This is a genomic window from Bacillus sp. 05T21, assembly GCF_056396785.1.
In genome coordinates, this window is record NZ_JBFTMD010000016.1 from 16,368 (window position 1) to 39,019 (window position 22,652).

Sequence of the window (22,652 nt, forward strand, 5' to 3'; positions counted from 1 at the left end):
CCACATTTACAAAAAAATTTAATTTATGGTTAAGCTGCATTCAAAAAGGGAAGATTTTAAGATTCTTACAAACGACGAATATATTTAGCGAACGTTATCATTATTAGTGTTGTTTTAACAATTCATTTAAAATACCTTTTAGTTCATTTTCGCTAATTTCATCTTTTTTCTTTATAGATTATTGATACAAAAAAAGAATCCTTATACTAAGGATTCTGCAACAGAAAATAACAAAAATATAAACAATAAAAAGAATTACTTAAAGTATAATTTATAGGCACTCTATATCCTTCTTTTTCGCACAAAAAACCCCTGTACAGCATGCGACAGGAGTTTAGGTCATTCTACAGCTTATTTAAAAGAGTCATGTACAGGCAAACTACTAAAAATCAATTCAGCAACTTTTACATATCCTTTTGAGTTTGGATGAATTAAATCCGTAGACCAAAGCGTATTGTCATTAACTAAATGATGATTCCAAAAGTCAACATGATGAAGCTTATACTCTCTACTCAGTGAAAGTATAACTTCATTTGCCTCTAATAATTGTTCTTTTAATACTTGTTTTTTTTCAGAAGGAAATGGAAGCCTAACTGTAAAATCTGGAAGGTTTGCTATAATAATATCAGCACCTGCTTTACTTAATTTATCTATCATAAATTCCATATCGTTCTTATATGCTTGATGATTCCAACGTCCTTTTAAAACATCGTTTGCACCTGCAATTAGACTAACCAAATCTGGATTAAAAGTTAATGCCTGCTCCAATTGCTGTGAGCGAATTTCTTTAGTTACTAACCCACGTTTTGCAAAATTAGCATATTTTAAATCATCTACACACAGTTGAACAAAATGATCTACCCAGCTTTTTAATGCTATTCCCTCAACTTCATCCCCTATCCCCTCTGTAAAACTATCACCAATCGCTACAAATCGCTTCCACATATCTAGTCCCCCTTTTTTGTTATTCATATCTACACTATACAATAGCCCACAGCGTAATTGTTCTTCTTAAATGTTTTTCAATTTCAATTAAATTCCATAGGAGATTTTTCAAATGAGCAAGACAACTCGATTTAACTATTTCACATGAACAAAAACATGAAAATCTACGTTATCTTCTCGCAGAAATAGGTTGAGACCAACTATCTTTCCCATTATCATTTAAGCGTACTTGAAAAACATATATAGGTTGAGAAAAGCCTTTTGTATCAGCGTAGTAATCTATATTATAATCTGTAATGACTAATGTATCACCTGCTTTGAAAGATATTATAGGATCAAAGTCTCCTTGTTTTAGTTTTTGAAATACTTCTTTGGGAGACAGAATTTCGACATCTCGAATATGTAATTTTTTTGTAACTGGCTCATTGTCATTAGGCATTTTTGTAATTTCCTCTTTGTAAACAGGCATTTTATTACCTTCGTCTTTTAACTCTATTGATGTTTTTATAATGACATCAGTCATGTCTGTTTTTGTAATGGGATCTAAAGGCATATTCCCAAATTCCTTCATTTGATACGAAATCATTATTCCAAGTGTAACAAAACTTACTGTAATCGGAAGAAATAAATATTTGGTCATTTGTGTATCTGTTTCTTTTTTCTTCAACAATATAAGAACTATATTTAACATAGAATATCCTAGCATCATTCCTAAAGTATTATGAAGTAAATCGGCTAGTTCCATACTTCCACGTTGCATTATAAATTCAAGGATTTCAATCAATAAACTTGCTATAATTGAGCTGATTAACATCCATTTTGTTTTTTGAAAAACATTACTAAATAAAGGTAATAAAATTCCTAACGGAAAAAGCATACCTATATTCACAATGATATGGAAAAAAGAAGAAAATGAAAAGGTATTCCATGCTTTTTTATAAACACTAAGTACATCAAAGTCAATTGTTCTTGCAAAAGTTATATCATCTGGACGACCAAATGAAGTAGCTGATAATACAAGGGAATAATATCCTATTATCAATATAAACAATATAACTTGTTGTACGGTAAATTCCCCCCCTCCTTTACATACCTTTTTGTATACTACAAAGTAACTAAAAACAAAAATGAGTAGTAACAAGAATGTGAGTTGTATTGTAGGAATTGCAAAGGTAACAAGTAGTTCGGAAATAAAATTCATTTTACACCTCTGTTTTTACGAATAAAATATTCAATAGTTTTATATAACATTTTAGATATAGATAGCGATGTGTTGTTACCCCTAATAATTATTAATACAGAATTAAACCTGTATACATTGAGCATTTCTTCCTCTTAAAACTAGCTTTATTTGACCAAGCAGCTACAAGGAAACTAGCGTTTTACTAATTGTACTTTCGGCTATGTCTGGAAAAACGTTACGAAGATTCTCTTTAGTAAGAGGATTTTTGGAGTTAAGTATAAAATTAAAAATTTGTTCAATTTTAGTATATTTATATAGAATCCGTAATTGACCGATTCCTAATATACTTAGGAATCGGTCATATTCGTATATTTACTAAAGAAAAAAAATTCCTTCAAGCATTACACTTTTTTTCGAAAATTTGTTGTTCTTTGTTTTGCCCAGTTGATACATTTCTTTTCAATTAAATGATACGAAACTATAGAAAGAAGTATTGTCATTGAAATACACAAAGCAAGAAGGAAAAAGATAGGTATCTTTGTATACAAAAGTTTAAATAGTACCATCATGATTGGAAAATGACACAAATAGATACTGTATGAAATTTCTCCTAAGTATACAAATACACTCTTATTTAAAAATGCTTTCACTTTTAGGTTACTCATGGCCATTATTATAAATATACTAACACCAATTACGACACCCCAATCTTTTAATAAGAAAGTAGTATCATTACGGGAAAAACCATAAATTAAAATGGAATATAAATATAGAATAATCCCTAATGCAATAAGAAATCCTTTATTAAATTTTTTCATATTCCTATATAAGTAGATAAGCTTTTCCTGATGCTTAAAAAGTAACATTCCAACCATAAACATCGATGTGAAATGCAGTGTATCGGCATAACCATTATAAAATCCCTCTGCTTTCCCTATATGCAACATATTAAGGAAAACACTAATTAAAGAAAAGCTCAAAGCAAATAGTATCGTTTTCTTCCAACTCAGTTTATAAAAAAGAAGGAATAACAACGGAAACACAATAGATATACGCATTTCTTGAGCCAATGACCAGATAACTGGATTATAATTTTCCGTAAAAAAGTTATTAAGAAGCACAAAATGGTTTATAATATCTATTTTTGTTATAGACCCTTGCCACCTATCATAGAACCAATCCCGTAGTCCAGCCACTTCATACGGCGAGAACAAAATAAATAAAGCAAAGGTAATGATTATCCAAAAATAATAAGGAATATAGATTCGTACAAATCGCTTAATTAAATATCCCCAATAATTTGTTTTTGAATGATAAAGTGCCATAGATAACACAAAACCACTGAGTACATAAAAAACGATTACAGCTTCCCCGCCAGCCCATAAAAACCTAAGCGGAGAAAATTTAATAGAATTAGGCAACGATGGTAGCATTAAACAAAAATGTCCAAATACCACTGTCAGTGCCGCTAACCCTCGTATGGAATCTAATTCTTTTATTCTCTTACTCATAAAATGTTCTCCTTGTAAATTGTAGATTTTGCTGTTAATAAAGGCCACTATACTATTGTAGTGGGATAATTATACATATTGTTTCTTTAAATTCCTAATATAAGCAGTACAAAGTCAATCTATGTATCTGTTTTAGGAAACTTTCGTATTTAGGCATAAGTTATATAATAATAGAAAGAAAAAAGAAATTTCATTCTATAAAATCATATTGTCGTTTAGAAAACATTTTAAAACTGTTTTCTAAACCCTCGTTATAGTCTGTCTGCTTATTTGTCCATTGAACACCCTTATTCCCAGGCCTCCCTGAGGTATTAGCAACATATTTTAATAGCTCTGGTCCTTTTAAATTTTGCTGTAAACCACGGTTATATGCATTTATCATATTAGATATTGCAATTCGAGTATTGGTTTCTGCATTTTTCAAATCTTCGTTCGTTAAATCTTTAGGTGCTAGTCCACCTCGATGAAGCTGAAACAGTCCAAATGATGTGCCCTGATCTCCAATTGCGTTTCGATCAAACTTACTTTCATGGAATGCAATAGATAAAGGAATCCATGGCGGTATACCATGCTCTATTGATATTTGTTGAATCGTGTCTCTTACTTTAACTCGGTTAGTATGATGGTCATATGCGTATTTTGTAAGATATAGCCCTCCTGTTAAAACTAAAATAAATACTCCACTTTTTATTAATGTCCCTCTCATCGACGTCACCTCAATTGTCAGTATCAAAGATTGTCACTAGTAATCCTATCTTTTGGGGATATTAACTCGTAATCATGTATCATCTTGTTATTGTTTGTTTCATTAATTACCGATTTTCAGGTGAAATTATTAGGGGGTTCCCTCCATATAACATTCGCTTTTATCACTTTCGGTACAATTTACTTTTGTATGGCAGAGCGTTTTCTCTGTATGGTACCGTACTTTTTTCTCGAATACCTTGCTTTTTTGTTCGATTGAAATTAAAGAATAACTATATACATAGGGATAAACACTATAAAAAGATACTTAAATTTCTTTAAAAAATTCATTTTTCGGCCTCCATTTCTTTATATAATTAATTTAAAACAAAATATTTAATAAGAAGAAAAGATTTTATTAAATTTTTATAAAATTTAATAACAGGAATAAGTACCAGGTATTTATTTTTATTGTCACTTGATGGAATAATGAATGTGTTTTCATCATGTAACTTTATTAAACTAGCCTTGCACCAGAACCCTTTGAATCGAACAATTCATAATAAACGCCATCCTTTCTGTATATTTCTACAAAAAGAATAGCGTTTTTTGATTATATGGATATAAATTTATCTTTGCTTGATAGCGATTTGGTACTACCCCATCGCCATCAAGCTAACGAAAATGAGATATAAAACCGTAGAGAAATTTAGAAACCAAATATTTAATTAAAAATTTTATGCTAGTAATACCCACAGTTACGATGAAACAAATTTGAGAATTAACGCAATCCTCAATTCCAAGCCCTTCACATAGGAATCTATAATACTTTAATCCCTTTTGTTTCAAGCTAATCTTTAGCCTTACCCTATAGATATAAATGGTATTGAGTATATCGTAAGAAAGGGCTCCCACAAGGGGGATCTCTTAAAACTAACCTTTTACTATATCAACCGCGCTATTCCACATGCCGCTAAAGAAAGATCCTATTTCGCGCATAAAACGTGTAAACCAATTTGCTTGTTCTACTTCAGATTTTGTTACAAGGTCTACTTGTAATGATTTACCTGATAAGAACCCAGGATCTGTAATATCTTTAGGCGATATAATCATTTGACTAATTGTTACACCTTTTTTAATAGGCGCTTCTTGTTCTTTATTCGATACTTTAAATTCTTTTTTATAAACGTCTTTGTTGCCCTTTGGCATTGGAAATGAAACAGCTTGCTTCGTTTGAACAACTACATCTTTGTCCTTTGCATTTGCTACTCGCACTGTTTCATGACCTTTTACTACTGAATCTTTTTCATAGACCTGCTTCACTTCAAAATTCGCAAATCCATAATCATATAATTTCTTTGTTTCATCAAAACGTGCTGTATGAGAGTTTGCTTTTATAACTACAGAGATTAGACGCATACCGTTTCTTTCTACTGTACCAGTAAAACAATCTCCGGCTTCTGGAGTAGTTCCTGTTTTTAACCCATCTACACCTTCGTATTGCTTAATTAAGCCTTTTAACATCCAGTTAAAGTTCGTCATATCAATCGGATACTTGCCACCCTTTTGGAATGTTATTTTAGGGATTTTTGCTGTATCTAATATTTTCGGGAAATCTTGAATAAGACGTTGTGCTAAAATCGCACAATCTCTTGCGGACATTTTATTTTTCTCGTCTGGAGTTGTCCCTTCTGGGTGATGTCCTTTTAAATCATGGTTTGTTAAACCTGTAGAGTTTACAAATTTATAATTTTTCATTCCAAACTCTTTTGATTTATCGTTCATCATTTTCACGAAATTGACTTCTTTTCCAGCAATCTCTTCAGCTAAAGCAATTGTTGCACCGTTTGCAGAGTAAATTACCATTGCCTCATATAACTCTTTGACCGTATAAGAGCCACCATTTTCTAATGGAACGTTTGATAATGAGCGATCTTGCGAAATCTTATATGCATATTCAGAAATTTTAACTTTTTGATCCCATTTAAGTTTTCCTTTATCCACCGCTTCATGAACTAAGTATTCACTCATCATTTTTGTCATACTAGCAATTGCTAATAATTCATCTGCATTTTTTTGATATAAAATTTTTCCGGAATTTGCTTCTACTAAAATTGCTGATCCTGCTTCTACGTCTAAAACAGGGACTGTTTCCGCTGATGCTCTTCCAGATGTAACAACCATGCTACAAAATAGTATAAGCACTGTTCCTATTGCAATAAATCTCTTGTAAAACATACCTTTCACTTCTGTTACCTCCAATATCTTTGTGCTCAAAAAAACGTTATTTTAACATAATCCTCCAAAAAATAGACAGTGTTATCAAATTCTATATACATATAAGGCATTAGGATCGCTTTCATATAGACCATCTCATCACACCCTTTTAGGCTCACTGACACTTAGTATTCCCACACACATCCCTATTTTTAATACCCTTGTATTTTTCAAAATGATCCGTACTTTCATATTTTTTAGGATTACACTTAATAGACAATCTAAGTAATACATTTGTTCCACATTTACAAAAAATAAAAACAGTGCGCCCCGATTAAATATCGAAACACACTGGTAGCTTAGCCGTTTTTTTATTATCTACTTGACAGGGTCTGTCGGTCTCTTTTCAAAAATTACTATATTTGCACCATTTGCTAGACTCATACCAAATATGATTACACAAGTCAAATTAACCAAGTTATAATAAATCCTAGAATGCGGACAAGAAAACCATTTTATATTTTTTTGAAACTCTTTATTTTTTTATTTAAATTACGGCACATGAAATTCACATGACACTTGTGTAGTAATACTTTCTCCTTATCAAGAGGATATAATATTACAGCAGAACTTTTACATAGGTGTAGCTTTTGAATAAAGTTTGATTAAATTAACTTAATAAACCTTGATAAAAGAGCGAATAGAAAAAGCGTGTTTTGAAAAAAAGATTGATCAAAACACGCTTTTTCTATATTCAATTGAATCATCCTTTTATAAAGAAGTTTGATGATTTTTGTGAACCTTACTCAATTAAAGCGCCCGACTGTGGTAGATACATTATCCTCAATTACTGCTTGGGGTAGCGTCAGGAAAATGCGGATTTACAACGCTAAGGAAATGTCACTTATTAAAAAAGCCGATTTCCATCTCAAGGAATCGACTTTTTAGTTCATTAAGTATGAGGTTTAAAAAAATAGCCTGTATATATTTGAACGATGAATAACTTACCTATTTTCTTGTGTTTATTTGCATTACATAAAGAAAATTCAGAAAAACATAACGTATTATTTATCTGTTTATTTTTGCTTCTTTTTCAAATACTCCGCACGCAATTTTTCAAGTTGCTGCTTTTTATCAAATTTGGCAGGCGTCTGTTTTTCATGAAACTTTGCCACAGCTGCCTGACCTTTGTAATCCAATTGATATTTCCCCACTTTGTTCACCTACTTTTCTTGTCTTTAAAGAGAATCTATTCAACAAATATAATATACCTTATTTTACTGAAGTAAACCTTATTAGTCAAAGGAACTTAAAGTAAAAAGCTTGATAACAAGGGGAAAAACAATCTAAAAAGTCGCTTTCCTTAGGTAAGGGACAGCGACTTTTTGTTTAGTCTTATTCAATTAAATGGCCCGATTGTTGAAGAAAGAGATCCTCTGCAAAATAGATCTTTTTATCAAACTTTATTTTAAATCAACAATAGGTAAATTTCTTGGCCATTATTTTGCTTCACATAAAATTCTATACAAAAAAGCAACCTATAAATTTAGGCTGCTTTTTATTCCGTCTTTTATTACTTAGCTAATTCTTTCGTTCCCTGCATTACATCAACGAAAAATCCCCAGTTATTCACAACAGAAGAAATACTAATATGTTCATCTGGAGTGTGAACATTAAAGATATCTGGACCGAATGAAATAGCATCTAACTCAGGCATTTTTTGAACAAATACACTGCACTCAATTCCTGCATGTACTGCGAAGATTTCAGCATCTTTGCTGTATTTTTCTTGGTGCACTTTTTCGAATAAATTACGGATAGGCGAATTAGGATTATATGGCCACTCTGGATATTCAGACTCTTTTTCAAATGTTGCCCCTACTAATTCCGCAATATACTTAATTCCATCTACAATATGTTGTTTTAAACTACTTACAGAACTTCTCACTTCGCTTCGTAATTTAATCTCATCTTGCAGTGTTTGAATAACTCCTAAATTAGTTGAGCTTTCTACAAGACCTTTAATATCCATGCTCATACTTTGTATACCATTTGGAATTAAGAATAATGAAGAAATAAGCTGTTTTTGTGTTTCTTTAGAAAAGACTTTTCCCGCCTTTTCTTCTACTTTTGTAAGTGAAACATGAACATCCGGATCAACAGCACGTAGCTCTTCTTGTAACATACGTGTCCATAATTTTAGTTTTTCTTCTACTTGCTGTACATCTTCTGCACGTAATAAAATTGTAGCTACACTTTCACGCGGAATTGCATTTGTTTTTAAGCCGCCATGAACTTCACTCATATTAAACTGAATGTGAAGTGATAAATCACGTAAAACTCGTCCTAATACTTTATTCGCATTACCGCGTTGTTTATCAATTTCCAAACCAGAATGTCCACCTTTAAGTCCCCCAACATATAGTCGATATGTGTCCATATCTACTGACGCTTCATCCCAAATCACTGAAATCGTTTCAACTGCTTTCGCACCACCTGCGCTACTCACTAGTAATTTATGATCTTCTTCAGAATCAATATTAATAAATATTTTTCCGTCAAAATGATTTGAATCAACAGCGAATGCACCGCCCATTGTCGTTTCTTCTTCAGTTGTAATAACAACTTCTAAAGCTGGATGCGGGATGTCTGTTGAATCTAATAATGCTAATGCATATGCAACGGCAATACCATTATCAGCACCTAAGGTAGTTTCGTTTGCATATAACATATCTCCAATAATTCTTAATTCAATTGGATCTTTCTCAAAATCATGAACTGTCGCTTGGTTTTTTTCACACACCATATCAGAGTGCCCCTGAATGATAATAGCTGGAACATTCTCATAACCAGAAGTAGCTTCTTTTTTTATAATGACATTTAACGCTTCGTCTTGAATAACTTCTAAATTACGTTCCTTTGCGAAACTCACTAAGTAGTCACTAATTTCTTTTTCATTACCTGATCCTCTAGGAATCTTTGAAATTTCTGCGAAATGATAAAATACAGGGTGCTTTGTTAATTGTTCTAAAGTAGAATACATTTTTAAGCTCCTCTCCAATTGACAAAATAATATGTACGTCCTTTATTATTATACCATGATTCATTATTTTACTTTTATTTTAAGATTTCAAAAATTCATTATAACCTATTCATTCCATCCTTATATTTTTTAATTTAGTATAAATAAGCTATACTCTTACAAGATTGTAAGAGTGCTGTAATCAAAATCGATTTTTCTATTAAAAAAATAACCGTATACTTTAAATACATAATTTAAAGGAGATAATGAAAATGAAAAAAATTTTATCTGTTATTACACTAAGTTTATTATTTTGCAACTTAACTATCGGGTGCGAAAGAGCTTCTCTAAATAGAATCGGTAAGGATGTATATTACGTACAGATAAAAGGTGAAGGGTTTATTGAAAAGATAGAAGGTAGAAACTTAAGGAACTACACATTGCCGGCATATGATGAAGATGGAGTAAGAAAACAAATTACATTTAGAAGTAAAAAACAATCAAACGATCAAAAATTAAATGAAAAGGCATTTTTGTGCATTTATGTAGACCAAGAAAATAAAGATAAAAATGAAATATCATCGATTGAAGTAAAATCCTATGAAGAAATTCAAAAAGCGGATTTACCTTTAAAAGTAAAAGAAAAGTTTAATGCAAAATAAAAAATAAAGGAAAATGCTCTTATGCATTTTCCTTTATTTTTTTCACTCGAGCATATTTCGAACTATTACTATCCATAAGTTTTTCTAAACGATTTATATTTTCTGTCAATGCACCTTTCACAAGAGAGAAATCTGTATTTGATTCTTCTTTTTTAGTTTTAAAAAACGAAGATTTTTGAGCATTTACTTCTGCCATCTCTTCTCCCCCTTTTCAAAAAGATACAACCTTTTATTTATATTATATAGCAAATGCAGACAGAGTGTACACGTATCATTTTCTTTTTAATTCTTCTTCTAACTCTTCTACTTGCTGCAAAGTATCTCCTTTTATTAAAGAGAAATCTGTTGTATCTTTATTATCTTCTTTAAAAAAATCATTGTCATAATCTTTTATCACTACAATCACCTCTACGTGCTAGTGTAGGAATGATTGTCCAATTTTATACAAGCTTGTCTGAATTTGTTCTCCCTTTATGTATAGGTGAAAAGGACAGAAAAAGATTCTGTCCTTATTTACTAAAATAACTATGATGAATTGTTAAATTATATACATTTTCAAAATCTCGATCTTGAAGGTTATTTTTCTTCCCATCAATAACAATGAAAACATCACTAACTATTTTTGCTGGTATAATTCCGACATTTTCTACTTGCACCGCTTTCTGCTCATTCAATTGCTCGATGTGTCCTAATGGTACAATAATACTAAATTGAGAGCGGATACCACGAAAGTTTGTATTTAATTCCTTCACCGCTTCAAATACAACAATTTTCGCACCAATCTTTTCCCCATATGAATCTAAAAATGCGTTTAAGCTTTTTGTATATTCCTCTTCCGTATGCCATTCCATTGTCCCAAAGGCTGTTGGATTCACATTTTGAATAATTGTCGTATATATTTCTCCTCTTGCTTTTGAAGCAATTAATGACCTTTTAATTGATTGGACCGTCTTTCCAATATCGCTGAATTTTGCGCCCCATATTTCTGAAATATTTGGTGTCAAAATGAATGCAATATCAACGAAAATTACCATCGCAGTAAACATTAAAAGATTTTTCCAGAGGGTTAAATCTATTCCTTTTATCGTGAAATAAACTGTGACTGATGTTATGAACAAACCGTACCACGTTTTTCGAATTCGTTGTTTCTTCTCCTCGTACAACTCTTCATTTCTCCAATAAAAGAAAACAAGAGCAATAAAGACGATTGCTAAAATAAATAAGCCAATTCGAATGTTAGAGATCGTCAATCACATCACCCTCCATTCCAAAACTACTCACGATACCATTACATGCACAAACAGCTCTATTTATGACAAAAGACGTGGACAACCTTCTAAAGTTAGCAACATCGCATATACATTAGAAGCAGGCCACGTCTTTTATCCCGCATTAACGGGCAGTAAGACCCCCACACCTCAAAATCCAGCGAAAGCAAAGACGTTAGGTGAGGGATCAACTGCCCATAAAAGCCCGATTGGTGAAGGCTAATAATCAGTGCGGGATGAACACCCTCCACTGATTAAAGTTTCACTTTATCATGAATCTACATTGTATATGTAGACAAGCATGCGTTTCAAATTTGCATGTTAAAAAGAAATATGTTTCGGAATTTCCCCTTCAGGTACTTCTCCATCCATGCTTAAGTAATAATGACGAATCGGACGTAATTTTTCATCTAACTCATAAACAAGCGGAATGCTAGTTGGAATATTTAATGAAACCACACCATCACTTGAAAGGTTGTCTAAGTATTTCACTAGCGAACGAATTGTATTACCGTGCGATGAAATAATTACTTTCTCACCACTTTTTAATGACGGTGCAATTTCTGAATGCCAATAATCAACTACTCTTTTCTCCGTATCCTCTAAACATTCAGTCAATGGGAATTCATCTTTTTTTAACGTTTTATATCTTGGATTGTTCGCCTCATATCGAGGATCATCTTCAGTAAGTGCAGGCGGTCTCACATCTATACTTCTTCTCCAAATATGAACTTGTTCATCTCCATATTTTTTTGCAGTTTCGTCTTTATTCAATCCTTGTAGTGCACCATAGTGGCGTTCATTCAACTTCCATGAGTTATGTATAGGGACCCAAGTGAGATCCATTTCATGCAGTACAATCCATAATGTACGAATTGCTCGTTTTAGTACCGAGGTATACGCAACATCAAATGTATATCCATTCTTTTTTAATATTGTTCCTGCTTCTCTCGCTTCACTTAATCCATTCTTTGATAAATCCACATCTGTCCATCCTGTAAATCGATTTTCAAGATTCCACAAACTTTGTCCGTGACGAATGAGTACAAGTTTTATCATTATAATTCCCCTCTCGGAAATATGAATTTTAAAATTTCAATACGTACACATATAAAGTTTTTGGCAATGTGAATTTTTTATCCATAGTTGCCAAATATACAGATAAAAATTTATGATTTTTCAAACTACAAAACAAGATACTGTTTCTATCTTTTATTCTACTGGTATTTCACGCTTAGACGTCCATGCATCAAATCCTGAACGGCTATTTGCCATTTCATTCATAACTTGATGCCAATTTTCTTCACATGATTCGCCAAACTGTGAGAAAATAGCTCCCATTTGTTCTCTTTGAACATCGCTCAGTTTTTTCTCTAAGTCTGTTCCTTCTTCTGTTAAAGACAGCTGTTTCACACGACGATCATGTGCAGCTTCATTACTCTCAATAAGTCCTTTATCTAACAGTTGGCGCAACGGTCCGTGAAGAGCTTGTTTACTTATTTCTAAAAGTGATAGCAGCTCATTTACACTAAGCCCTGGAAAACGAGCGATAAAAAACAAAATTCTATGATGTACACGCTGTATACTATACTCTTTTATTATTTCATCTGGTTTTTCTGTAAAAGTTTTATATGCAAAGTAAAATAATGCTAATGCCTCATTCATTTGCTCTTCTTTATGTTGTGTCATCTACTTTCCCCCTGTATGTAAATTATACCACAACTCAATTATGAATAATTGAGTTGGTATATTGAGCCTAATTTCTTCATTCTAAAACCAACAAATTTCAACTATTATATTTTTTGAAGGTTGTTTAATTCGTAAACCATAACTTCAAATAAAGTATCCGAATTACTTTTTAAAGACTTCTTAAGGAAATTGGTTACATTCACCTGAATGCTTCTTCCAGTTAATGAACTCCATTACTAGATAAGCTGAAAAATTAAATTAGCAGTTTTATATTATATACAAACCTAAAGTTGTTATAAATACAACGGGTAGCTAAATCTATTTTAATCTTATTGAATAACGATGGTCTTTCTTCTTTAGTTATAATAATGAAACGTTCTTTAAAAACCAGTGACGTTTGTAAAACAAAAAATAAAAGGGATGATACATATTAATCTTGAATCATCCCTTTTGTTATGACGTTAATGTCACCATATTATTTTAATTATTTATCTTCAGCAAGAGTTAACTGCCAAGATACACCATACTTATCATTTAACCAGCCAAACTTTTTACTAAATGGATAGGCACCTAAAGGCATAAGTATTGCTCCATCCTGCGCTAGTTTATTAAAGACCGTTTCAATTTCTTCTTCCGTCTCACAAGTTACATAAAGAGACATAGCTGGAGTGAATGTAAAATCATGCTTTACATAACTATCAATACACATGAACTCTTGTCCATTTAGCGTAAAAGTTGCATGAATTACAGTTCCCTTTTTACCTGGTCCGTTCTCATCATAACGAGAGATACTTACAATTTCTGATTGATTAAATAGTGATGTGTAAAAATTCATCGCTTCCTCAGCTTTGCCCTCAAACATTAAAAACGTAGTGATTTTTTGATTTGTGTTACCCATTTAGAGACATCCCCTTGTTATGTATTTATGCAAAACATACATCGGACAATAAAACCGAACGTACATTCTCATAAGTGTATTGTCTATAAAAACGATGAGTTTGTCAATTATCTATGTTTTATTTCTTCTTAAATAATGCTGTCCAAAGAAATGACTCTCCAAACATATTATTTGGTTGTTCAATTTGTTTCATCTTCCTAATTTCAATCACTTCAAACTCTTTAAATATTTCCCTTAATTTTTCTTCCGAATAGGCAAGACCACCTTGTAAACTCCAACCTCTATATACGTCCCAATCCGTTATTTCTGATCCATTCCTCTCATCTAAATCGCCAGCTGCAAAACATGTTAATCCGAAATAACCACCAGATTTCAATGAGTTTTTAATTAAATCCACATAATTTATTCTTCTATGCGGTGGAATGTGATGTAAACAGCCCGAATCGTATAAAAAATCAAATTCATTTTGAGCACCTAAATTAAAAATTGAATCACAAATAAAGTGAATTTCTATTCCTTTTTCTAATGCTCTCTCTTTCGCCCAATTAATACCTTCTATAGATAAATCTACTGCTGTTACATCAAATCCCTCATTCGCTAAATAAATTGCGTTTCTTCCTGGACCACATCCAAGTTCTAATACTTTCCCTTTTGAAACACTCTCTTGTTGTATATACGAAACTAGATTCTCATCTGGAACATTTTCAAAAAACGGAACATCTTTTTCTCTATTCACATAAAATTCATTCCAAAATGGTTCTGCAGGTCTTAATAATGAATCAAGCATTTTTAATATATCTTCTTGTGTACGTAACGTTTCATTTTTCATTTATACCCCTCCATAATCAATAGTCAGAAAATTATTATATCTCTTTTTGAACTTTCAAACAAAGAAAAAACTCCTATATTCAATAGGAGTCAAAAATATTATCTCTTTAAAATCCAAGTACGGTTAACCATTTTAACAACTGCTCTTCTCGCACTTTCAAATCATCGTTTCTATACTTACCCATCTGTATTTCGCTAACAATTTCCCCGTCCACCATAAAAAGAACTCTTTCTGTTTTAGCTGCTACCTTTACGTCATGAGTAACTAGCAAAATTGTAGTTCCCATACGGTTTATATTTGCTAAAATATCCATTGCCTCTTCTGTCGCTTTTAAATTCAAAGCACCCGTTGGCTCGTCAGCAAAAATAATATTAGGTTTATTTATGAGTGCTCTACAAATAGATACCCTTTGTAATTCTCCTCCTGATGCTTCAGTTATATTATTAGTTGCAATTTGACTAATTCCCGTTTTTTTCATCAATTCAAGTGCACGTTTATTTATTATTTTCCTGCTCTCAAATTTTGCTAAATACGCAGGCAAAACTATATTATCAAAAAGATTCAAATTTCTAAGAAGATTGCTCTGTTGAAAAATAAATCCCATTTCGCTGAGTCGTAATTTTGCTAACACTTCTTCTTTCATACATGTTATTTCTTTACTATCAACTTTCACACTTCCTGATGACATTTGATCCATTCCGCTAATATTATATAGTAACGTCGATTTCCCTGAACCAGAAGGTCCCATAACCGATATAAACTCTCCCTCATAAATCTCTAAATTTATATTTTTTAACATATGGTAAGTTTTATTTCCATCCATTTCGTATTTTTTATTTAATTGTTTTACTTCTAAAATTTTTTTCAAATTACACACCTCCTACTCCCCATTTAGCTTTAAATCATTTGTTTGTTTCACTGTAAAACTACTGAAAAGTGTTGCTACGGTCACAGATATAAATAAAATAGCTGGACATATTACATAAGAAATGATCGGATTAACAACAAACTTTATGTGAGCTGCTCCCATAAATGAACCTAACCAGCTTATTAGTGTTTCTCCAAACGTAGCAGCTATAAATGTCCCTGTTAAAATACCTACTAATACTATAGAGATAGAACGAGTAACATATTGTATACGAATATCTTTGTAGGAAAAGCCGATACTTTTCATAATTAATATTTGCGAAGAATCTTTTACCAATAACATTTTAAAAAACATCGCAGTTATTAAAACCGATATCAATATAGCAATCAAAATTGCCACTTGTGTCACGAGTCTTAATTGTTTAATTGTCTCTCCTAAAGTTTGAGATAAATAATTATCCGTATCTGTTATTTTTGCAGAATTAAAATTTTGTTTATACTCCTTCACTTTTTCTTGTAGATTCACTTTGGGTTTCATATCTACATTTACTACGTACCATAATATATTTTCTTTATTATAAGAAAAACTCGCTTTAGCTGTTTTTCCTCCATTCGTTACATCTTGATATATACCACTAATAGTTAGCATTTTCTCTTTTCCTTCTACAAATAAAACGATTTCATCCCCTATATTCTTTTTTAATTCATTTGCGTTCATATAAGAGAGAGCGATCTCATTTTCATTTTTTGGTGCCATACCTTTAACATATTCTATTGGAAATTGGGCGAAATCTCCCACTTCTACATTTAAGTTTTCATGTGTACCATCAGCTTTCACCATTTTAAATGTACTCGTTACAAATGCTGCATATTTTTCTACCTCTTCATCGTTTCCGACATACGATATAACGTCATTAAACCGTTTTTCTATATTTTCAGATTGCTGTAAATCTATTCGTATATCACTCTTTCCTGTTCCCATATAATTAACAAATTGCGGTGACTGAATCGTGTACAAAAAGTTAACTGGTACAACAATCATGAACACTGCAATAATTAAAACGATACTTAATACTCGATATAACTTAAATCGTTTCACTACATCTTGTATACCAATAAATATATTTACATTTGTAATTTTAGTTTGATAGAGAGAAAAAAATCTTCTAATCTTTCTTTTTCCTAGTTTATCTCTTGATCGTAAAGCGTCTATTGCTGTAATTCTCCTGAAATTCCGCAAAATGATGCGGCAAAAAAGGCTAACGGCTAGAAATAACAATGTTGTGACTATCAATGGCACAACATAATATAAAATACTTTTATTAGCTGTCCCCATATAAAGTGCGATATTAGAGGTAAATATTTTTGTAACAAATAACGAAAGGATATATCCACATATACATCCGATAGCTGAAATAACAACATATTTTGTTACATATAGTTTTTGAATATCTTTACTTTGAATGCCTATAGCTTTCATAACACCAATTTCCCGATAATCTTCTTCCATTGAAGTCATAATCGTAAATCTAATACATAAAATCGCGATTAGCATTAATAATGCACTTATAATGATCAGCACTGCAGCTATTATTCCATCTGTTAATGAATTGAGTGTTTTAAAGAGTGAATACGTAATAGAGGGACCTTTTTGAGGTAAGTTTGATGACTGGTATAAAGTTTCAAATTCATTTATTTTATTTAAATCTGTTAGCTGGAATTCAATAAGATATTCACTTTCTCCAAAATTACCCTTTATTCTTTCGAAGTCTTCATCGCTTATTACAAATCGTTTTGAACTAACAAGTGATGGGTTCATTTGAACATCACGAACAAATGCCGAAATAGTAAATTCTAGCTCATTATTATTTTTCACAAGCCTTATTTTATCTCCAATACGCAAATTATATTTTTGCATATAATAAATTGGTACACCTATTTCCCCTTTCCTAACATCGATCAATTCATTATTTAAATCTAATAAAAAGTCAAAAATAGTATTTTGCTTAACGAAGCTAATGTCCATTACACTATTATGTTCCGCTTGATTTTTCTTCTTTATAAAAATGTTAGATCCGCCTATTTGAACCATCTCTGCTGTTTGTTGTTTTTTTACAAAAGGAGTTTGCGCTACAAATGAATCAATTGACTTTTGGTTTATTTCTCCGGCATGCATTTGTACGAAGTGCGGTGCGTTTGATGCTTTAAACAATTGATCCGTTGAGTTCAATAGATTTATAACGTTACTTGAAGCACTTGCGATTAAAAGACTTGATAACATGATAAACATAAATAGAATGGTAATTATCATTTTATTTTGAGAGAAATCTCTTTTTAACATTCTCCTAATCATATGGAGCTAGTTCCCTTCATTCCATAATATTTTCTTCGTCACTATCGCTATTATTATCATTATGAAACTAATAACTAATATAGGTAAATAAATTTTCATACTGAATCCTTCAAACATAAAACCATAAATGACTTGCCCAATTGGTGCCATACATTGAGATACCGCTGTTATAATTGCCATTACTTTTCCTAGGTTTTCATTTGGTGTTTTCTTTTGGACTACAGTAATCACATAGATGGATACAATTGTCACGATCATTGCAATTAGAATAGAGGAAAGTATAAAGAGGATAAATGGTGGATAGTATCCTAAATTAAGAATAACTGGCGTAACTGATAGTGCCATTGGTAGTACTAATAAAGCTATTAAAAGCATCCAGTAATACAATGTTTTCATCTGTAGCTTTTTCGCAAAAAAACCTATCGATAATGCACCTAAAATAGTAGCAAAATCGATCAATCCCATTCCAATTCCGTATAACGTGTCGCTACTTTCCATTGTTACTCGTATAATAATTGGAGCACCAACAACAAATAGCGGTGTAAGTATTAAATTTAGTAATGCAGCTAAAAGCATAGATTTCAAAATAAATGGTTGTTTTAAAACATATATAAATCCTTCTTTCATATCCTTTACAATTGTCGGTATTATATGACTTTCTCGTGCTCTTTTTATAAAAGGTATTTTAATAAACATTTCTAAAATCGCAGATAAAAAGAAAGCAAGACAACTTATTATTACGAGCATTTTCAAACCAATTATGCCGTACAGTATTCCTCCTAATACAGGAGCAACTATATTCGATAATGCTTGCACACCATTTACGATACCGTTCGCTTGCTCTAACTTATTCTCTGGAACTAATTGCGGAATACTCGCCATTACAACAGGTGAATACATTGCACTAACGACTGCTAGTAAAAACATAATTGTTCCAATCAATATAATAGATACAGGTCCAGTAAATAACAAAACTATAAAGCTTAATACAATCGCAGCGTTGATAAAGTCAAAAATAACCATTAAATTACGGCGATTGAAACGATCTGCTATCGCTCCGCCGAGAGGAGCTAGTAAAAACGGAATACTCGTTACCGCATATAATCCTGCGAATATATCAGCACGCCCTGTTATATCTAGCACATATAATGACAGGGCAAAACGTAAAAGTGTTGAACCTAAAATAGTAATAATTTGTCCACTCACCATTAAGTGAAAATCTTTCATCGAAGACCTTATACTAGCTGACATACTTATCACACCTTTCATTCGATTCAGACCGACTGTCGGTCGATAATATCCAAACAGAAAATTACTATTTCTGTTTGATTAAAACCTCCACCATGTAATCAAAGGCTCCCTCTTTCGCTCCAACAGATGCTTCCATCATTTTGATATAAGCTTTAGCTCTCCTCATCATTTCTTCCGGCTCCCACTGGAATAAACCCTCATCAAATATGACTTGTGCTGAAGAGAGTAATAATTCAATCGTTTCTTGTGGGTATGGAGTAGAAAATATGCCTTCAGCGATTCCTTGTTCTAAAATTTCTGCTAAAACAGGAGATAAATGAATAATTGATTGTACTATACTTTTTTGATGCATTTCCGCATTATTTGGCTGATGAAATTGTTCAATCATTTTATCTTTTACATCTCCTGATTTTGGTGATTGTTCCATTAAAACTCGAAATAACTTATCCAAAACTGGGATATTAGGGTTAGAGACAATTGCTTTCGCTTTAGCAACATCCGCTTTAATAATCCTCATAATAATTTCATCCATTACTTCTTCTTTCGACTTAAAATAATGATAAAACGTCCCCTTTGCTATACCAATCTCTTTTAAAATGTCATTTACTGTAGTTTTCGTATACCCTTTTGTAACAAACAAACGTTCAGCAGTTTCTAAAATTTCATTTCTACGCTCCCCATATTCTTTTACGATCCTCATTCATGTACTCCTTCCTACGGACCGACTGTCGGTTTATTTAAAGTATATGTTTAGTATGTGAAAAGTTTCCTGTTATCGTATATATACAACAACCTACTTTATATTTCCTTTATGAATTTTAAAATTTATTTTTAATACGGTGAATGAAATTTTAAAATTTCATTTTTGGTATCCCCCTGTAGAAAGACATTAAAGTTATTAAATTTTAAAACCGCAAACACGCATACCCCCGTCCTAAAATTAGGATGGAGGTAAAATAAAGTTGTTTAATTTTTGATTAAAAGAACTTCCCTATACGAAATTTATAATAAATTCATTTAAAATTCTAAATTGCATCCCATAATAGCGCCCGATAACGAAATAACGTCATAAATTAGAATGTTTATTCACTCCGTATTATTTAATTTTCCGTTGCCTTATTATTCCTATAACAATTGGAATAACTGTTCCGATAATTATTATTGGTAAAAATAATTTACCTAAACCCCCGCTCCAACCTAAAGCTATTGAAATTGTCTCAAATTGGATTAAAGCAAAAATAACTAAACAAACATTTTTTAATTGATTAATCATTTTTCGGCTATTTAAATAAAACTGCTTAGCATTCGATTCATTAAGTCTTTGCGGATAGTTATTAACTTCTGGAAACTTCTCTAAAGTCTGCATTAAAAGTAGTATAAATGTCCCGATTCCTGGTAGAATCAAAAGTTCCCATTTTGACCCCCAGCGATCTACAACCCCATTTGCGTTATAATGTCCCGGTACTTCCTCAGGTAATCCTCCCCAAATGGTGATCAAAAAAATTATTGATCCTAAGAAAAATGAATATCCAATGATATCCCAAATCCATTCACTTTTGGTTTTTTGGATTTTCATTCTAGGTCTTCCCCATGAATTCACTATATTTCTCCTCCCCCTTCTACGATATCTATAGTAATACATATCCTGTATTACATTTTAAATTCCGATTCATATAACCAAATCATCTCAAATTTACGATATTTTCTCAATTGATTATTATAGAATATGTCCCAATTATTAAATAACAGGACTCGTGTTTTTTAGAAAATCTCATTATCTTTCAAACGACTTCATTGTATAAAAATAAAAAAGAGCCGCAATTATTTGCGCCTCTTTTAAAATTATAACTATTTAACGGCCACGTCTTTGCTGACCTTGTTTTTCACTACTTTTCTTATTAATTGGCTTATTAAATGATCGATTGTTATCATTTCTAGAACTATTTCTTGAATCGTTTCTTGGTCCACCTTTTGAACCACTTCTTGAACCTTCACGGCTATCTCTTTGACGATATTGACCTGATTTCTTTGGAGCCGGCTTTTGTACCGGTTTTCCATTTTCATCTACATTTTTTATCATCGGTTGTTCGATTATTTCTCTTTGTATTGGTGCACCAAGCGTTTTTTCAATTTCTTCTAAATGTTTTTCATCTTTCGCTGCAACGAACGTAATTGCAAGACCTGATCCACCTGCACGTCCTGTTCGGCCAATGCGGTGAATATAACTTTCTACATCTTCAGGGATATCAAAGTTAAATACGTGCGTTACACCATCTACATCAAGTCCACGAGCTGCTACATCCGTTGCGATTAAGTACTGAATTTTTGCTTCGCGGAAACTCTTCATAACTCTTTCACGTTTCGCTTGAGGTATATCACCATGAAGTTCAGCACAATTATAACCTAGTCCTTTTAAATTATCATAAAGCTTACTTGCTCTAACCTTTGTACGACAGAAAATAACTGCTAAAAATGGCTGATCACGATCCATAACAAAACGAAGTGCATCTGGCTTTGCACGATCTGTCGTCTCAATGACACGCTGCTCAATTGTATCTACCGTTACTTCTTCACTTTGTACTTGAATCATTTGCGGCTCTTCCATATAACGTTTCGCCAATTTTTTAATATCTTTTGGCATCGTTGCTGAGAATAACATCGTTTGTTTACTATCAGGTGTCTCATCTAAAATATCTTCAATATCATATAAGAATCCGAAATAAAGCATTTGATCTGCTTCATCTAGTACAATCGTTGAAAGATTACTTAAATCAATTGTTTCACGTCGTATATGATCTAATAATCGTCCTGGTGTCGCTACAACAATATGTGTATTACCTTTTAATTTTCTCAATTGTTGTGCTACATCTTGTCCGCCATATATCGCTAGTACATTAATATCTTCTCTTTGAACAAGCATTTTTTTAATTTCAGTTGTAATTTGCAGTGCTAGTTCCCTTGTTGGTGCAACAATTAAAGCCTGAACATCACTAGACTCTGGATCGATTTTTTCTAAAATCGGTAACACGAATGCTAACGTTTTACCCGTTCCTGTTTTCGCCTGCCCAATAATATCTTTACCTGACATAATAACAGGAATTGCCTTCTCCTGAATCGGTGTTGCTTCTGTAATTCCATTTTCACGTAATGTATGATTAAAAGTTTCACTAATTCCTAATTCTAAAAAGTTTTTCAAATAGACCACTTCTTTTCCTTATTTTTCACATTAGCTTTCATTGTACCATTTGTTTCGCCAAATATGAAAAATAAAAA

The 22,652-nt window shown here is 32.0% G+C and carries 21 protein-coding genes and 1 pseudogene; 1 reads left to right on the forward strand and 21 read right to left on the reverse strand.

The features are described from left to right. Positions 1–351: 351 nt before the first annotated feature. The 8 genes and pseudogenes from AC1DKZ_RS22555 to AC1DKZ_RS22590 all read right to left on the reverse strand — a co-directional run bounded on the left by AC1DKZ_RS22555 (position 352) and on the right by AC1DKZ_RS22590 (position 9,583). Positions 352–945 carry an SGNH/GDSL hydrolase family protein gene (locus AC1DKZ_RS22555; RefSeq protein WP_002085498.1) on the reverse strand — a complete coding sequence of 198 codons (594 nt, stop codon included), beginning with the start codon at positions 943–945 and terminating at the stop codon, positions 352–354. 169 nt (positions 946–1,114) lie between these two features. Next, positions 1,115–2,146 (reverse strand): VanZ family protein, encoded by a 1,032-nt coding sequence (locus AC1DKZ_RS22560; protein ID WP_476997081.1) that lies wholly within the window; start codon positions 2,144–2,146, stop codon positions 1,115–1,117. A 162-nt stretch (positions 2,147–2,308) separates the two neighbouring features. Further along, positions 2,309–2,440: pseudogene (locus tag AC1DKZ_RS22565) on the reverse strand (Fic family protein); the annotation flags it as partial. Positions 2,441–2,529: 89 nt separating this feature from the next. Next, positions 2,530–3,687, reverse strand: a complete 1,158-nt coding sequence (locus AC1DKZ_RS22570; RefSeq protein ID WP_476997082.1) for an acyltransferase family protein — start codon at positions 3,685–3,687, stop codon at positions 2,530–2,532. Positions 3,688–3,829: 142 nt separating this feature from the next. Next, positions 3,830–4,345, reverse strand: a complete 516-nt coding sequence (locus tag AC1DKZ_RS22575) for a transglycosylase SLT domain-containing protein (protein WP_476997083.1) — start codon at positions 4,343–4,345, stop codon at positions 3,830–3,832. Positions 4,346–5,256: 911 nt separating this feature from the next. Further along, complete coding sequence (locus AC1DKZ_RS22580; protein ID WP_476997084.1) at positions 5,257–6,570, reverse strand: D-alanyl-D-alanine carboxypeptidase family protein; 1,314 nt, start codon at positions 6,568–6,570, stop codon at positions 5,257–5,259. A 1,046-nt stretch (positions 6,571–7,616) separates the two neighbouring features. Then, positions 7,617–7,754 carry a hypothetical protein gene (locus tag AC1DKZ_RS22585; protein WP_372475720.1) on the reverse strand — a complete coding sequence of 46 codons (138 nt, stop codon included), beginning with the start codon at positions 7,752–7,754 and terminating at the stop codon, positions 7,617–7,619. A gap of 359 nt (positions 7,755–8,113) precedes the next feature. Beyond that, complete coding sequence (locus AC1DKZ_RS22590) at positions 8,114–9,583, reverse strand: aminoacyl-histidine dipeptidase (protein WP_476997085.1); 1,470 nt, start codon at positions 9,581–9,583, stop codon at positions 8,114–8,116. A gap of 251 nt (positions 9,584–9,834) precedes the next feature. Between AC1DKZ_RS22590 and AC1DKZ_RS22595 the strand changes: the two genes are divergently transcribed. Next, entirely contained in the window at positions 9,835–10,224 is a 390-nt protein-coding gene (locus AC1DKZ_RS22595; RefSeq protein WP_002085522.1) for a YxeA family protein, read from the forward strand. Positions 10,225–10,243: 19 nt separating this feature from the next. Here the strand turns inward: AC1DKZ_RS22595 and spoIISB are convergent, their stop codons facing one another. From spoIISB to AC1DKZ_RS22660, 13 genes are all read right to left on the reverse strand, one after another. Further along, positions 10,244–10,420, reverse strand: a complete 177-nt coding sequence (spoIISB, locus tag AC1DKZ_RS22600) for a stage II sporulation protein SB (protein WP_002017052.1) — start codon at positions 10,418–10,420, stop codon at positions 10,244–10,246. A gap of 75 nt (positions 10,421–10,495) precedes the next feature. Further along, a complete protein-coding gene (locus tag AC1DKZ_RS22605) occupies positions 10,496–10,621 on the reverse strand; it encodes a D-alanyl-D-alanine carboxypeptidase (RefSeq protein WP_476997086.1) in 126 nt (41 codons plus the stop codon). 112 nt (positions 10,622–10,733) lie between these two features. Continuing rightward, positions 10,734–11,474 (reverse strand): type II toxin-antitoxin system SpoIISA family toxin, encoded by a 741-nt coding sequence (locus AC1DKZ_RS22610; protein ID WP_476997087.1) that lies wholly within the window; start codon positions 11,472–11,474, stop codon positions 10,734–10,736. A gap of 339 nt (positions 11,475–11,813) precedes the next feature. Next, positions 11,814–12,551: a 2,3-diphosphoglycerate-dependent phosphoglycerate mutase gene (gene gpmA / locus AC1DKZ_RS22615; protein WP_002032137.1), complete on the reverse strand. Its 738-nt coding sequence runs from the start codon at positions 12,549–12,551 to the stop codon at positions 11,814–11,816. 153 nt (positions 12,552–12,704) lie between these two features. Continuing rightward, positions 12,705–13,181 (reverse strand): MarR family winged helix-turn-helix transcriptional regulator, encoded by a 477-nt coding sequence (locus tag AC1DKZ_RS22620; RefSeq protein WP_002017049.1) that lies wholly within the window; start codon positions 13,179–13,181, stop codon positions 12,705–12,707. Positions 13,182–13,665: 484 nt separating this feature from the next. Then, a complete protein-coding gene (locus AC1DKZ_RS22625) occupies positions 13,666–14,079 on the reverse strand; it encodes a VOC family protein (protein ID WP_476997088.1) in 414 nt (137 codons plus the stop codon). Between the two features lie 118 nt (positions 14,080–14,197). Beyond that, complete coding sequence (locus AC1DKZ_RS22630; protein WP_476997089.1) at positions 14,198–14,908, reverse strand: class I SAM-dependent methyltransferase; 711 nt, start codon at positions 14,906–14,908, stop codon at positions 14,198–14,200. Positions 14,909–15,014: 106 nt separating this feature from the next. Further along, the gene (locus AC1DKZ_RS22635) at positions 15,015–15,776 is read right to left on the reverse strand and encodes an ABC transporter ATP-binding protein (RefSeq protein ID WP_476997090.1); all 762 of its coding nucleotides are present in this window, start codon (positions 15,774–15,776) and stop codon (positions 15,015–15,017) included. Positions 15,777–15,788: 12 nt separating this feature from the next. Next, positions 15,789–18,128 carry an ABC transporter permease gene (locus tag AC1DKZ_RS22640; RefSeq protein WP_476997091.1) on the reverse strand — a complete coding sequence of 780 codons (2,340 nt, stop codon included), beginning with the start codon at positions 18,126–18,128 and terminating at the stop codon, positions 15,789–15,791. Positions 18,129–18,134: 6 nt separating this feature from the next. Continuing rightward, entirely contained in the window at positions 18,135–19,397 is a 1,263-nt protein-coding gene (locus AC1DKZ_RS22645) for an MFS transporter (RefSeq protein WP_269729734.1), read from the reverse strand. A gap of 46 nt (positions 19,398–19,443) precedes the next feature. Further along, positions 19,444–20,079, reverse strand: coding sequence for a TetR/AcrR family transcriptional regulator (locus tag AC1DKZ_RS22650; protein WP_476997092.1), 636 nt, complete (start codon positions 20,077–20,079; stop codon positions 19,444–19,446). 396 nt (positions 20,080–20,475) lie between these two features. Continuing rightward, complete coding sequence (locus AC1DKZ_RS22655; RefSeq protein WP_367964654.1) at positions 20,476–20,955, reverse strand: DUF1648 domain-containing protein; 480 nt, start codon at positions 20,953–20,955, stop codon at positions 20,476–20,478. A 276-nt stretch (positions 20,956–21,231) separates the two neighbouring features. Next, a complete protein-coding gene (locus AC1DKZ_RS22660) occupies positions 21,232–22,584 on the reverse strand; it encodes a DEAD/DEAH box helicase (protein WP_476997093.1) in 1,353 nt (450 codons plus the stop codon). Positions 22,585–22,652 lie beyond the last annotated feature (68 nt).

Excerpts from the sequence above, each read along its gene's own strand:
- AC1DKZ_RS22555 (WP_002085498.1), bottom strand. The coding sequence starts at position 945 with ATGTGGAAGCGATTTGTAGCGATTGGTGATAGTTTTACAGAGGGGATA.
- AC1DKZ_RS22560 (WP_476997081.1), bottom strand. The coding sequence starts at position 2,146 with ATGAATTTTATTTCCGAACTACTTGTTACCTTTGCAATTCCTACAATA.
- AC1DKZ_RS22575 (WP_476997083.1), bottom strand. The coding sequence starts at position 4,345 with ATGAGAGGGACATTAATAAAAAGTGGAGTATTTATTTTAGTTTTAACA.
- AC1DKZ_RS22590 (WP_476997085.1), bottom strand. The coding sequence starts at position 9,583 with ATGTATTCTACTTTAGAACAATTAACAAAGCACCCTGTATTTTATCAT.
- AC1DKZ_RS22595 (WP_002085522.1), top strand. The coding sequence starts at position 9,835 with ATGAAAAAAATTTTATCTGTTATTACACTAAGTTTATTATTTTGCAAC.
- spoIISB (WP_002017052.1), bottom strand. The coding sequence starts at position 10,420 with ATGGCAGAAGTAAATGCTCAAAAATCTTCGTTTTTTAAAACTAAAAAA.
- gpmA (WP_002032137.1), bottom strand. The coding sequence starts at position 12,551 with ATGATAAAACTTGTACTCATTCGTCACGGACAAAGTTTGTGGAATCTT.
- AC1DKZ_RS22620 (WP_002017049.1), bottom strand. The coding sequence starts at position 13,181 with ATGACACAACATAAAGAAGAGCAAATGAATGAGGCATTAGCATTATTT.
- AC1DKZ_RS22625 (WP_476997088.1), bottom strand. The coding sequence starts at position 14,079 with ATGGGTAACACAAATCAAAAAATCACTACGTTTTTAATGTTTGAGGGC.
- AC1DKZ_RS22630 (WP_476997089.1), bottom strand. The coding sequence starts at position 14,908 with ATGAAAAATGAAACGTTACGTACACAAGAAGATATATTAAAAATGCTT.
- AC1DKZ_RS22640 (WP_476997091.1), bottom strand. The coding sequence starts at position 18,128 with ATGATTAGGAGAATGTTAAAAAGAGATTTCTCTCAAAATAAAATGATA.
- AC1DKZ_RS22645 (WP_269729734.1), bottom strand. The coding sequence starts at position 19,397 with ATGAAAGGTGTGATAAGTATGTCAGCTAGTATAAGGTCTTCGATGAAA.
- AC1DKZ_RS22650 (WP_476997092.1), bottom strand. The coding sequence starts at position 20,079 with ATGAGGATCGTAAAAGAATATGGGGAGCGTAGAAATGAAATTTTAGAA.
- AC1DKZ_RS22655 (WP_367964654.1), bottom strand. The coding sequence starts at position 20,955 with ATGAAAATCCAAAAAACCAAAAGTGAATGGATTTGGGATATCATTGGA.